At 38.5% G+C, this 14,004-nt stretch carries 13 protein-coding genes; 10 read left to right on the top strand and 3 right to left on the bottom strand.

All coding sequences use genetic code 11. The annotated features are described in order from the left end of the window. Positions 1-58 precede the first annotated feature (58 nt). Both B3E92_RS21855 and B3E92_RS21850 read left to right on the top strand, forming a co-directional pair. Complete coding sequence (locus B3E92_RS21855) at positions 59-1,273, top strand: SusE domain-containing protein (protein ID WP_286898337.1); 1,215 nt, start codon at positions 59-61, stop codon at positions 1,271-1,273. Between the two features lie 44 nt (positions 1,274-1,317). Beyond that, positions 1,318-2,880 (top strand): DUF4832 domain-containing protein, encoded by a 1,563-nt coding sequence (locus B3E92_RS21850; protein WP_286898335.1) that lies wholly within the window; start codon positions 1,318-1,320, stop codon positions 2,878-2,880. 309 nt (positions 2,881-3,189) lie between these two features. On the opposite strand, the gene B3E92_RS21845 is transcribed toward B3E92_RS21850, so the two are convergent. Beyond that, positions 3,190-4,008, bottom strand: a complete 819-nt coding sequence (locus B3E92_RS21845; protein ID WP_286898334.1) for a hypothetical protein — start codon at positions 4,006-4,008, stop codon at positions 3,190-3,192. Positions 4,009-4,285: 277 nt separating this feature from the next. Then, positions 4,286-5,281, bottom strand: coding sequence for a hypothetical protein (locus B3E92_RS21840; protein ID WP_286898332.1), 996 nt, complete (start codon positions 5,279-5,281; stop codon positions 4,286-4,288). Positions 5,282-5,659: 378 nt separating this feature from the next. On the opposite strand from B3E92_RS21840, the gene B3E92_RS21835 reads away from it, so the two are divergent. Further along, positions 5,660-6,418 (top strand): hypothetical protein, encoded by a 759-nt coding sequence (locus B3E92_RS21835; RefSeq protein WP_286898330.1) that lies wholly within the window; start codon positions 5,660-5,662, stop codon positions 6,416-6,418. A 175-nt stretch (positions 6,419-6,593) separates the two neighbouring features. On the opposite strand, the gene B3E92_RS21830 is transcribed toward B3E92_RS21835, so the two are convergent. After that, positions 6,594-6,935, bottom strand: coding sequence for a hypothetical protein (locus B3E92_RS21830; protein WP_112373554.1), 342 nt, complete (start codon positions 6,933-6,935; stop codon positions 6,594-6,596). A gap of 458 nt (positions 6,936-7,393) precedes the next feature. Here B3E92_RS21830 and B3E92_RS21825 point away from each other — a divergent pair, with 458 nt between their 5' ends. From B3E92_RS21825 to B3E92_RS21795, 7 genes are all read left to right on the top strand, one after another. Continuing rightward, positions 7,394-8,104 (top strand): hypothetical protein, encoded by a 711-nt coding sequence (locus B3E92_RS21825; RefSeq protein ID WP_286898329.1) that lies wholly within the window; start codon positions 7,394-7,396, stop codon positions 8,102-8,104. A gap of 199 nt (positions 8,105-8,303) precedes the next feature. Beyond that, positions 8,304-8,993 carry a response regulator transcription factor gene (locus B3E92_RS21820; protein WP_286898327.1) on the top strand — a complete coding sequence of 230 codons (690 nt, stop codon included), beginning with the start codon at positions 8,304-8,306 and terminating at the stop codon, positions 8,991-8,993. After that, positions 8,990-10,369: a sensor histidine kinase gene (locus tag B3E92_RS21815; protein WP_286898325.1), complete on the top strand. Its 1,380-nt coding sequence runs from the start codon at positions 8,990-8,992 to the stop codon at positions 10,367-10,369. The genes B3E92_RS21820 and B3E92_RS21815 overlap by 4 nt, the downstream gene beginning before the upstream one ends. A gap of 87 nt (positions 10,370-10,456) precedes the next feature. After that, entirely contained in the window at positions 10,457-11,782 is a 1,326-nt protein-coding gene (locus B3E92_RS21810; protein WP_259255112.1) for a hypothetical protein, read from the top strand. Positions 11,783-11,793: 11 nt separating this feature from the next. Then, positions 11,794-12,204: a Dabb family protein gene (locus tag B3E92_RS21805; protein WP_070565284.1), complete on the top strand. Its 411-nt coding sequence runs from the start codon at positions 11,794-11,796 to the stop codon at positions 12,202-12,204. A gap of 38 nt (positions 12,205-12,242) precedes the next feature. Further along, a complete protein-coding gene (locus B3E92_RS21800) occupies positions 12,243-12,722 on the top strand; it encodes a hypothetical protein (protein ID WP_286898324.1) in 480 nt (159 codons plus the stop codon). Positions 12,723-13,294: 572 nt separating this feature from the next. After that, complete coding sequence (locus tag B3E92_RS21795) at positions 13,295-13,870, top strand: RNA polymerase sigma factor (RefSeq protein WP_286898322.1); 576 nt, start codon at positions 13,295-13,297, stop codon at positions 13,868-13,870. Positions 13,871-14,004 lie beyond the last annotated feature (134 nt).

The raw sequence follows: 14,004 nt of genomic DNA, 5'->3' as shown, positions 1-14,004 counted from the left end.
AGCAGTTGCGCTAGTCAAGCGCATGATTCTATCCAAACGTTAGCAAAAATATAAATCAATGAAAATCATCAATTATTTATACAAAACCTTATTTTTCTTAAGCATGGTACTTTGCCAGTTATCCTGCAAACAGGAAATTCAGGATATACCCAAAGTCAATGAAACGATGGACCTTCAGCCTTCGTCGGAAAACATTACGCTGGACGAGGTCAATTTGACCAAAGATATCGTCACCTTTAACTGGAAGCCTGCCAGGGCGCAGTCAGATGATCATTTGGTCAGCTACAGTACGATGTTAGATGTGGTGGGGAACAATTTTGGTACCGGTACAGCCATATTTAACTATGAAGACGATAACGTATTGAGCAGAAGCTTTACTTCCGAACAATTACAAAATTGGGCAAATGAAAAGTGGGGCATACCAGCAAATAAGAGCTTTACGTTGGAGTTTAGAGTCGTTGCACAATGGGAGGGCGGTGCTACTTTTGAGGCACCCGAAGTACGTACCGTAAGAATTACAGTAAATCCGATCAAGACGGTTGTTTTTGATGCCGATAAAGTGTTCTTGAGCGGAAGTGCCGTTGGCGGGAGCAAGGTAGAGATGCCAAAAACATTGGAAAATCTGGATCAGTATGCCTATGTATTGAATTTGCAGCCTGGCGAACTGGAAATTCCGGTCGAATTTAACGGTGAAACCAATTATGTTGTTACCTCGGATGGAAGCGCTGAACTAAACGATGGAAATGCCGTTGGCATCAAAATGAGAGAAAACGTATTCACCTGGAAAATAGCAACTGCGGGCGAGTATCGCGTTGTGGTCAATATGCAAAAAGCGACAGCAACCATTTATTCTCCAGCGAAAGCACTTGCTCCTAAAATAGTGACATGGACAGGGGACCAGCCTTATACGACCACGGTGACGGATTTGTGGATGCACGGAAGTATCAATGGCTGGGGAACTCCGGTAAAAATGGATTGTCAGGTAAGTTTGGCGGATCCGCAGGTTTTGGTCTATACCGGGGGTAAAGTCGGGACCACCAAGTTTATCGTGACCGGAGACAACAGTAATAACAAAAACCTGGCTTATGCTTTTAGTGCTCCGCCTACGACTGAAGGTGTGGCTCAGACCTTGACGCTCACTCTGGGAAAAGCAACTGAACTGGGCGGGGGCAATTCGAGTGCAAATCGCAATTCTTATTTCACTATCCCGGCGACGACCAATGTGCTGATTTTTGATTTAAGAAACATGACAATTCTGGCGTTAAAACGGTAAGCAACCGTATCCAACCGCATAAATTAACTTTAATATTTTTGAAAGTGAAAAATATAAATTATAAAAAAGCCTGTTTCAAAGCATTTACTGTTATGCTTTGCTTTCTAGCAGTGTCATGTAAGAAAGAAGGCGCCGATACTGAAAGAGCACTGTCGGGCACCTTGGTGAAGCCCAGTTACAACAGGAGTGCCATGTTTCGTAACCCTTTAAATGGTTGGGTCATGTATGCCTCAGCTTCGGGCAATCCCTCTTATTGGGACACCCAATTCTATGTACCTGACTTAGGTAAAACGGTCAAAGCAATTGACTATGCATCTGCCTGTTATATCCGTACCAGCTGGCGAACTTTTAATCCTGTAGATGGCGTATATGCCTGGAGGGATCCCAGCACCGCAATCTATAAAATGATCAAAGGGGCACAAGATAAAGGATTGCCAATCGCCTTTCGTATCGTGGTCGACGGTCGCGATCAAGGAGCAAATACGCCGCAGTTTGTTTTTGATGCAGGCGCCAAGTATTATGTGGCCAATGCATCTTTTCCGGACAGAAAAACGCCGGTGCTGCAAGATCCTGTTTTTCGGAAATATTATAGCAAGCTGATCGAAGAATTAGCTAAGGATTTTAATGATTTAAATAAAGCATCCTTTGTAGATGCCTATGGACTCGGATTGTGGGGCGAGGGGCACAGTGTAATATATGAAGATCCCAATAACCCCTCTGGTCAAAATATTGAGGCCATCAAAGAAGAAGTCGTCGATTGGATTTCGGATGTTTATTCAAAGAATTTTACAAAGGTCCCCTTGCTAATCAATTATCATCGCGTGGTTGGCGACCCAGCGGGCAATGGAGCTCCAAATCCGAATTCGGAGAAGTTGTTGAATAAGATGATCAATAAAGGGTACAGCCTGCGTCAGGATGCCTTTGGAATGACCGATTATTATCAAAGCTGGGAGAAGAATTTTGCCAAGGTCTGGAATTTTAAACGCCCGATTATTATGGAAGGTGGTTGGATTACGACTGGTACACACCGTTACTGGACTGATCCAAGCGGTAAATACAGGCAAGACCATCCCGAAGATGTTCGGCAGGGGGAATTTGACAGCTCCTTGGAAGCTGCTGTAAACATGATGGATTTCCGTATCGGTGAAATTGAAAGCTGGTTCACCAAATCTTTTACCTTATGCCAGCGTTTTATTTCTGAAGGTGGCTATCGTTTATATCCCGATCGTATTTATTTACCGGAGAAAGTCAATTCGGGTACTGAAACGACAATTAACCACCGCTGGCGGAATATGGGCTGGGGGTATTTCCCGAATAATATTCCTCAATGGAATTATAAATATAAAGTAGCTTTTGCACTCCTGAACGAAGAAAACAGGGTGAAAAAAGTTTTTGTTGATGATAAAGGAGAACCTTCCGCCTGGCTTAAGAATAATCCAGTCGCATACGAGTTGAAAGCTAATGTCGATGTAGCTGCTGGAAACTATACCTGGGCCGTCGCCATTGTAGATACAACAAATGAAAATCAGCCGGGAATAAGGCTTGCCGTAAATGGCGATATAACTGATTCAGGATGGTTAAAACTATTGGAGGTGCAGGTACAGTGAGATCATTCGCATAAGTTTTAAAAGCCAAAATTAGCGAAAGTTTTTTAGTCAAAAGGGCCTGATATTGATCAGGCCTTTTATTTTAGCGTGTACTTGTACAGTAATTTTTATGATCCTTTTGCGCCCTTTTTTTAGTTTTATTATCCAATTTTTATATGCTAAGTCGCGAGTTATGGGCCTATATATAACTGAATTTTGAGGCAACAAGTTATGGTTTCCGTAATGTATTCTTTTTATACCTTCAATAGATTTGATAAAAAAACAATAGCGATTAAACTTTGATCTAGTTTGCAATATGATTTAGACCGCCTATCGTATCAGTGAAGAGGCGGTTGTGATATCAGAGTTATTTGACGAAATTATACAGGACATGACATATCCATCCTGTTTGACTTTGAGGTACAGATTAGCGCTTGTTACTTTTTTGCTTACGTAAGTGTGTTTGATATTAAATTCGACTTTTCCTGAACCATTGCTGTTGGGTAGGACTTCGATCTGCTCATTTGGACTTTTTAATTGAAATGTTTGCGTAGCATTTAAATAGCCAGTCCCATTTTCAATTTTTTGTAGGGTGTATTTGGTTTTTACCAAAAATTCCTGTTGATCTGCTCCTAAGACTGGAAATGCCACTGTTTCTGTTTTTTCAACTGAATCACCAACTTTCATTGGTTTATTTGGCGTTTTATCTTCAAACTGATTCTGTTCCATTTCGGTTTTTAAATGTTGTTTTTCCAGGGAATCTAGCGTGTTGTTTACGATCGAATCAATCTTAGTTTTACCATTTTCATCGTAATAGCCATATATCGTAGAACCACTTAGCGGAGTTTTTAACGGAGTTGTCTGCTCGTTAAATTTCATGCTAGCCTCTACAAAAAGTATTTCTGTCTTATAAGGAATTATCTGCTTGATTTCTGCGCCTGTAGAGGTGGTCGATTGGACCTTATTATTTCCTTCCAGATTCATCGTAAAGGGGGATGGTCCCTCCAATTTGCCTTCTGCTTTGGTTTGATATATACCCGTTGTCTCGTACTTTATATGTGGCTGAGGAAGGTGTTTAAAGACAAAGGATTCCTGTGCGTTAACGTACTGCAAAGCAACTAAAAATAATAATGTAAAATAGTAATTCATTTTTGAATTTGTTAATATTCACTAAAGTTAATCAATGGCAATAGTATTTTTATTGCTTAGTACTGTGTTTTTTTAAACGCTCGTTCTCGCTATTTTTCGAGTTTTCCCTATCATGGCTTAAGCGTTGGTTGCTTTTTTAAAGACTATTGAATTTTAACCGTACGATTCCAATTTTTATGTTGATTCTTTCTTTTTGAAATGTAGCTAGTAGCCGTTTTGAACTATTAATGCCACGTGGAGCGATGTGACTTTTTCGGGTTTATGTTCTTTTGTTTCGTTATTTAAAATTTCGATAAGGTAATCCAATGTTTAATCGGGTTAAAAAGTATGCACTTACTGGATTTTTATCTTTGTTCAGAGCTGGAATAAAAAATGAATAATTGTTGACAAGATCAATCTTTAAAGTTTCTACAAAGGATTTTAATGCCGAATCTTCTACTCGAACAGATTGTTTTTCCGGAATTGAATATTCCATATAAGCCTCTAGATGATTAACTTTTCCATTCTTATCGATTACCATTGAAATGGATAAATCAATATCTTCGGGATTAATATCCTTTTTTTGAGCAGCAGCTTTAAGTGAATTTTTTAAGCGCACTACCTTTTCATAAAATTCATTTTTTGGATTGGGTTCTTTTAAAAGGTTCCAGTCGTTGTTAAAATAAACTCTACTGGAACCGTATTTTAATTCCAAGCTATCAACAGCAACTTCATCTAATAATTGGTAGTTATTGACTTGTCTGTCATCGATTTTTTCAACGAGACTATGACTATGGCCGTTAAATTTGATGGGAAACAAGCTGGGGTTTTCAAAAGCAGTATTTGCATTTACGCCTACATAAATTTGATGGTTTTGCATAAAACCAACCATCGGATACCGATAGAACTGATGATAGTTTTTCGTCAAATCAAGGTTAGCGTTATAATTGTATTTTTCGAATAAAATTGCTGGATAATCTGTGTTGACCTTTAAAATGGTATAGTTTTTAGGGTCGAAAAAATATCTTACCGCTGAAAATGAGTTGTTTTCATATTCTTCCTTCGTATTTACTTTCTTATTCTCAAGAATTACTTTTTTTAATAATCCTATTTCCTTAGAAACAGGACTTCCAAGCGTTATTCTTTTAGGGAATACCTGAGATTTATCAGAATTCTTGCCTGTATTTCTAATTGAGTCAATAGCAGTCTCTTTTTGATTCGGCTGACCGGAACAACTGACGTGGATTGTTAACAGTAAATTGGCAAAAAATAGTAAGAAAAGGCTTCTTCCCATATGACTTAAATTTTAGTGTATATCCAATAATACCATTTTATATTCGGATTTATAGTCTAAAAATAATTACGACATCAATCTTTCATTAGAAGGTGTTTTTTGATTTTGATATTGTCTGATGGAGTCTGGGGACAAGCTTTGAGGACAGAAATAAGAAAGGTAATCTAAGTCAGTATGATACTTACTTTATAATACCAGCTTTTAGGTGACTTAAAGTAGTTTAATAGATTGTTTTTTGATAAATTCATCATAAAAATAGGCCTGATCTTAATGCCTAGAATATTTTGAGGGTAGTCTTGTTGGGTTGACTGCTGCAAGAATTGATGAGTAGGAATAATTATTTTACAAAAAATTGAAAATACGCAGGGGATAGAAAAAATGAAATTAATAAAGGGGTTAGGTAAAAAGATTGTAAATCTGTACAACGATTTAAGCGATGCTGATTCGAGCTGGACAAATAGACGCTATGACTTTTATCTTATTTTTGGATCTACAGACGAGCTTAAAGCACCTTGGATACAGACCAATTGGAAACGGGACTTTCAGCCCTACTTTGACTTGCTATTGAAGCAGGTGAATAATTCAAATGAAACAGGGATAAGAGTAGACAAATTCAATTTGGAAAGAAGGATATCTAAAAATAATAATGAAACGTTTATATATCATGCCCTCATTAAAGTTGGACGACTAAAATGGGATGAAAAATCACATGAAAAATGGACTATTTCCGATAACTCAGAAAATTACTTTCAACGGTTTGAACTTTGGTCGCCAATTTGGACAATATGTGAAAGAAGAGATGTGCCTCCAGAAATTTATATAACAATAACTAATCAACGTAGTTTTCAAAATGGATATAAAATTGAGTTTGGCTATTTTATGGTGATTGCAGTTGCGAAAAACTTAAATATTGATTCAAAATCAATACTTAAAGAACTTTCTGAAAAAATAGACTCAAAAGCTACCATTTTCAAGACTCGAAGATGGGGAAAGCCCGAAAAGTTTGGCGACTGGAAATTCCTAAACTGGATTCAGGATACCTATATGGTTTTATACAAGGAAGAAAGTTTGCATACTTTCGACTTCAATAGTTTAGAGTTTCAGCCTCATTGGGAAGTGTTATATAGACATACCTAAATGCCCAATTGCCAGGCTTACGAAGTTTTTTTCAATACGTTTAAAAGTATTCTTTTTTCAGACAAAAGGTAAATATGTTTTATTTCTGACCTAGCCTTTTAAATCAATGCAAAGCGGGGCCAAGGCCCCGCTTATTTTTCAGCACTTATAATTCGAATGAAATATAATTTGCAGACTATATTCCTAATTCACCATGGGCAAGCATATGTCTGTAAATCGTTCTGCAGTTGTCGAAGAATCCTGAACAGGAATTTTCAACATAGGTTTGCGAAGTAAAGGTGTCAATCACTTGGCCACTAGTATTGTAGACCGTTAGCGTGTAAACACACTTTTTTAGAAATTTTGCATTGCTTTCTTTTGTTGACTCGGTAACTTCAACTTTGTTTGTGGTTTCGGATGCTGTCGAAGTACTTGTTTTTACTTCTGCATTTTCTTTGGGTGCTTTTGTGTCCGTGCCTGCAAAAGCCGCTGTCGATAGCGCAGCTAGGGCTACCAAACTCATCAATAACTTTTTCATTGTTTTTAAGTTTTATTTGTTAAATAATGTATGCCTTTTGGGCATGTTTTAATTATCTAATACTAAAAGTAATCACAAGAAATTTGACTAGGATGAGCGATTCTTATTCGTGAGAGTTGATCTAATATTCGCGCTTACTCAGTTGATATTTAGTTTACCCAGTAAACTGAAAGCCGCTCAAAAATTAGACTGGGTGTTCGTACATATTTTCACTTTTGAAATCAATTCTTCTGCCAGTGAAATAATATGTAATGCTGCGCTGGGTTTTGAATGTAATAAGTTTAGGGAAATTTATCGCTATGAGCTGAGTAATTAAAAAGTAGCAAATGAAATAAAAGTAACGAAATTATCAGCTTTCAGTTTAAATTTGTATACAGTACCTCAATTAAAGAAGATAAAATGATCGAAGACCTTATTAAGCTGAGGGCAAAATATTATCAGTAATAACTTTATACCAAATGAATCACAGATATCTTTTAGTACTACTTTTTCTCACTGTATGCCAGTTGGCCTCGGCCCAATTTGCAAAAATCATTGACAAAGACGGCTACGTAAATGTGAGGAAACAAGCTACAGTGAATAGCGTGGTTGTTTCAAAAATTGCTGCTGATGAAATTGTTTATGCATTTCCTGATGAAAAGTTTGGCGATTGGGTAATTGTTGATTATACAGACAAAAGAAATAAGAGCATTACTGGGCATGTACACAATTCAAGAATTAAATATATAGAATCCTACAAGCAGATCCCTACTGTACTTTCTGATGAAGGCACCTCAAAATTTATGACAAAAGATATAACCGTGCAAATAAATTCCGATAGTTTCGATTATGAAAAAAATAAAGGTGATTTTTCATCGACTCAATATGATGGTTATACCGTTGTAGACAAATTTAGAGGGCAGCAGGTCTGGGGAACAGATGGCGAAATCCCTACAAGCCATTACACCTCTATTCAAGCTACTATAAAGGGGAGATTTATCCAGATCCCGGCAAAGGAAATTGAAAACCTATTTAATGTAAACAACGAGTTTGCAACATGCTACTATGATGACCCAAATGATATTTTATACATCAGTACTGTTAACGGCGATGGGGCTGGTGGGTATGCAGTTTTATTTGTGATTAAAAAAGGTCAATATAATGCACGAGTGGTAACCATGCCATTTTAGCAATAGCGATAACGGTAAATTTACCGAGTTTTCCTGACCGTTGTCTAAAGTTCATGGAGGCTGCGCTACTATGAGGAGGGCATAGGATTTTGATTATACTGCTGTTACATTTAATAAGTTGAAACCTAACTCTTCAGCCTTTTTGAAAAATAACTAACTTTGTCCTGCAGTATTAGTAGATACATACAAGCATGCTAGAATGGTGAAAATAATGGTCGTAGAAGACAATGAACGCGTTGCTTCGAGTGTGAAAAAAGGATTAACAAGTCAAGGCTACCTGGTCAATGTTTTTGGTGATGCGGAATCAGCAATCAAAGAAGCCAAATCTGTTGACTATGATTTACTTCTCATAGACATTATGTTACCAAGAATGAATGGCATAGAGCTCAGTAAACAGATGCGTGCGGCTTACCCCAGGATCCCAATCATCATGCTCACAGCATTGGGCAGTATCGATGAAAAAATATCTGGTTTTGATGCAGGAGCCGATGATTATATGGTGAAACCTTTTGAAATACGTGAACTTTTTGCACGTATCGCTGTCTTGCTCAAACGGCACAGGGAAATCAGTGAAGAAGAGATTCAGGGGATGCTGACCTATGATCGTATCAGTATTGATCTCCGGAGTAAGCAGGTTCATAGTCAGGGACAACTTATCAAGTTGACTCCCAAAGAGTTTGATCTCCTCCACTTCTTTTTGAAACATAGGGAGAAAATGCTCAGCAAGGATGAAATAGCACGTAATGTATGGAGTAAAAACTTTGATACCGGAACAAACTATATTGATGTATATATCAATTATTTGCGTAAAAAAATAGACCGGGATTTTTCGCCTAAATTGATTCATACGAAATCCGGACATGGATTTATTTTATCCAATAAAGAATGAAGATTGTCAATAGAACTTCCTGGGTATTTACGCTCTCTTCGGCTATCATTTTGTTTCTATTCGCCTATGCGGTTTATTTCTTCTCGGAATTAAATCGGCAGGAAGAATTTGTGGATCGGCTACGCTATAAGATCATCTGGCGCGCAGAATTTATTTTTGATGCACAGGTGCAGGAACATCAGATAAGAAGAATTCATGAACAAAATAAAAAGCTGATCAACGAAGCGCAAATTACTGTTTTCGATCAGCAGAATAGGGTGGTTTTTTCCGATATAGGCGAACCGACGTATCCCGACGTTAGATTGGAATCTTTCAAAACGTCTAATTTTTTTACATGGGAGCAAGGCAAAGAATTGTATATGGGCTTGAACTATCAATTTGAGGGTAAGCCTTTTTTCTTGATCGGACATGCGTACGATGTAACGGGCTTTGCACATATGGAACGGCTGAAAAATATTTTGATAACGATTTATATCGTTGCCCTATTTTTTATTTTTTTCTCTTCATTTCTATTTGCACGTTATATTCTTAAGCCAATCAATTACATTATACATCAGATAAAGGATGTGTCCGAACACAACTTGAGCACGCGTGTCTCCTATAGTAATGCAAAAGATGAGCTCTCAGAACTTATCGAAACATTCAACAATACGTTCAATCGGTTGGAAAAATCTTTCAACAACCAGCGCCATTTTGTATCCATTATTTCACACGAGTTTAGAACACCTTTGGCAGCTATGATCGCCGAACTGGAATTGGCGCAGCAGCTGAATACCAATGTGGATGAGTATTTTAACTCTATTGATAGGGCATTGCTCGATGCGAAGGAGGCTACGGTACTTTCGACAGCTTTGCTGGATTTTGCCCGGGCAAACTACGATAGTTCGCAGGTAAATTTTGAAGAAATCAGACTGGATGAAATACTGCTTGAAGCAAAGTTGGTGGTCTTAAAGAAAAATAAAGACTATCGGGTAAGCATCTCTTTTGATGCTAATGCTGCAATCGACGAAGAGGAAATCTTGGTATCTGCAAATGCCTACCTCTTGAAAGTAGCCTTTGCTAATCTGATCGAGAATGCCTGTAAATATAGTGACGATCGGCATGCCCAGGTACTGCTCTCCAGAAATAAAACCGTCGCGCAGGTGCAGGTAAAAGATCATGGTATCGGAATAGACAGCAAGGATATCCCGCATATCTTTGATTTGTTTTACCGTGTGGCGGGTACGCCTTCAAAAGAGGGACATGGCATCGGTCTCTCAATTGTTCAGCGGATTATTGAGATGCATCAGGGTACCGTAGCGGTTAATTCAACTCTCCATGTAGGGACTGTGTTTTCAGTCGAACTTAAACTGGCCTATCCAAAGGGGCTTGAATAAGCTAAAAATTCTAATGGTTTTCTAATAATATCACCTCCATATTCAGCCTAATTTTGACTTATCAAAAAAACAAAATTAGGTTGAATCATGAATAGAAAACAGCTTACCTTGGCATTGTTCCTCAGTTTGGGACTAGGTAGCGCAGAGCTCGCCGAGGCGCAAACCAATGATTTTGGAAATCCAAAACTTACTCATTTCTTAAATAAGGAGCATACACGTTATATCAGCTTCAGCGGATACGCTGAGCTGTGGGCGAGATATAGTCAGCTCAATCCGGGAAGCTTGGTAAACAACGAGTCCGTTTCGAATGTATCTGATCTTTCTTTGCGGCGTATTAGGGCAAAGATGACTTACAAGCCTACCGAAAATTTACTGTTTGTATTACAGATGGGGCCTACCAACGTAAATGTCAACAGCAAGACTAATACGTATATGGATCTCTTGGATGCCTATGCAGAATATAGTTTCAGTCCCAAACTTGCGATCGGTGGCGGCCGTTCGACTTGGCGCGGTCTTTCCCGTTTTACAACAGGACCACTCAATACTTTGCTTTACGACTTGCCTCTGTATGCGACATCCAATACTGGGGCGACTGATATGGTCGTACGTGAAATGAGCATCTATGCAAAAGGGCAGTTTGGTAAATTTGACTATCGGGTGGTACTGGCTGATCCATATTCCGCAGCCAGTGCTGATCCAAAATTAAATAAAGCCACCTTCAGCAAAAATGAAGCACGCAAAGATGTGTCAGGCTACTTCCGCTACGCATTTCACGATAAAGAGAGTAACGAAACGCCATTCAATTCGGGTACATACCTCGGTAAAAAAGATGTGCTCAGCATAGGGGCTGGATTTGAGTATATGCACAATGCCCTTTGGCATCTGGATGAACGGCAGATGACCAAAAATGACGATATGCGCAATTTTGCAGCGGATATCATCTATGACGCGCCCATCGACAAAGAGAAAGGAACTTCGATTAGTGCCTATGGTATGGCTATGCACAGCGATTATGGTCCTAACTATCTCCGCTTTGCAGGGACAAACAACCCCGCGACAGGTATCGATGCGGCCAATGCAAGCCTGAATGGTGCGGGAAATAGCTTGCCAAATGCTGGCACGGGAAATACATTTTACGCGCAGGTCGGCGGTACACTCCCTTATTTCAATCCATCCAAACATAATTTACAGCTGCAGCCAGCGGTTTCTGTACAAGTAGGGGACTACAAGGCATTGAAAGACAAAAGTCTAATTTATGATGCAGGTATCTCGCTACTGATGCACGGTAATAGCAGCCGGCTGACTTTTGATGCGCAAAATCGTCCGATCTATAATTTAAATGCTGCGGATCAAGCTGTGGTAACAGATCACAAGTGGGCATTTGTGCTTAAATATAGAATTGATTTTAATTAAATAGCAATAACATGAAAAGAAAAGATTTTATCCTTACACTAGGTACTGCTGGCGTAATGAGCTTTGCGGCCACCTCACTGATGGCAAAAGAGAAAAAAGCGAAAACTAAAAAAGTGTATTTTCACTATTTGCTTTTTTGGCTAAAACCTGACTTGTCTGCTGAACAGGTAGAAGAATTTAAACAGTTTTTTGAAGGTCTTAAAAAGCTTCCCTATGTCAAAAATGTACGTTATGGCAAGCCAGCTGCTTCTTCTCCAAGAGCGGTATTGGACAACTCGTTTACCTACAATGCATCCATGGAATTTGCGACATTGGAGGAACTAGAGGCTTATGGAAAACTGCCGGGACACCTCGCCCTTGTCGCTAAATACAAACCTTATTTTGAACGGATGATGGTGCACGACACGGTTTATGAATTCTAAAGTTAAAACAACAAAATAATAATTTCAAACATTACAAAATGAAAATGATATCCAAACTAACTATTGCTTGCATATTGGCAACATCAAGCTTAAACGCTGTGAAAGCGCAAGAAGGCCATGGAAAAATTAAGGCGGTCAACGTGGAAGCCGAAGGTAAAATGCCTGCAGTACGTTTGATCAACAACCCGGATGGAACCTGCTCGTTTCAAAAAGGCTTTATTCCAACATTGAAACACGCCAATACGAGTACATTTTGGACAAGCAATAAAACAGAAGAATGGGAGAAAAATGCTCATCCAGCTCCAAGAAGACAATACGTGGTTACGCTGAAAGGTAAAATCAGATTTAAAGTCAGCGATGGTTCAACTTTTTTAATCAAACCTGGAACGATTCTTTTGGCTGAAGATTTGAAAGGTACTGGGCATAGCTGGGAAATGGTTCATTCAAAAAGCTGGGAAAGATTGTATATCCCTATCAATGAGGGAGCTGATGATCTTTTCGTGACAAAAAATAACTAGCATGTATGTTGTGCCGCAGTCTGACCTGTGGCACAACATTGCTCGTAATTTTTCTTGTTACCTATGAGGACTTATTTTGATGAGATTCCAAAGGTTTAAAGCTTTATAACCCATTTACAGAAAAGTTTTCTGTAAATAGGAGATTGAAATAGTCTAGAAAAATTACTTATTATTGCCATAGTATATAGTTCAAACTAGTTTTACAATGAAACTAAAAGCTGATATTTTGCAGCTGATTTTAACCAAAAGATCCAAGCTACCAATGCACAGTCGAATAGCCGTAGCGACGTGATTAAATCCTTGAAAAAACAAAAAGGCGAAAAGCTAAACTGTACAGTAAGCGCTGATATTATCGAGGAATCGGCAGACTATATGGTCGCTAAAGTGACTTTGAAATTTGAGAATTTTACTAAGACTAATCTGTTTAATTACGAAATTAGCCAGACCTGTAGCATGGAGAGTGCTGCTTTTTTTATAGGAAGATTGAGCTCGAAATTATGGATATTAATGTTAATTTTATATGAAATTAACATCTGTTAGGTTAATTTGCATCAATTAAATATACCGAATTCATGATAGCTGGACTGAACCATATTTCCATATCAATTGACGATTTTCTCTTATTACAAGCTGGAGATCAGTCTATTTTTGGTGTTGTGTTCAAGTATTATCAGCCGATTATCTATTTTAAAGTCAGGCAGCTCTGTAAAAGTGACAGTGATGCGGAGGAGGTCACACAGGAAGTTTTTATCGAATTTTATTTAAAAAGAATGCAGCTTTCCGGTCCGGAAGCCATTTTTCCCTTTCTGTATACCATTTCAAAAAGAATGGCCATATCCAATTTCCGTAAATCGCTGGTTCGGTCCAATTATCTACAGTCGCTTCAGCATACTTGGCTTGAAAATTCCTTTTCGCTGCAGGATGAACTGGATGGCAAAGAGCTGCAGGTCATCCTGGAATCCATTATTGAACAATTGCCGCCACAGCAACAGGCAATTTACCGGCGGAGCAAGTTTGAAGATCAATCTTATCAGGAAATTGCCGATGAAGAAGGGCTCTCCAAAAATACGGTGCGCAATCACCTCAGCCTCGCCTCGAAATTTGTGCGGTTCAAGCTGGGCAAAATCCTGTCTATCTTTTTTTTATAAGAACTCAACTTGTGCATCGATTTTTTATTAGCCCATTTAGCAATCCCAGGGACTAAAAAAACGGCATCTATAATCCTTTTCAAAAAAAAATATTTTTCTATTGGTACTTTTTCTGAGTTCGTGCGATTATGTAG

Origin of the sequence: Sphingobacterium sp. UBA6317 (assembly GCF_002440385.1) — a bacterium.
Lineage (GTDB): Bacteria > Bacteroidota > Bacteroidia > Sphingobacteriales > Sphingobacteriaceae > Sphingobacterium > Sphingobacterium multivorum.
The sequence above is the reverse complement of the archived record's forward strand: the minus strand, read 5'-3'. Positions and strand labels throughout refer to the sequence as shown.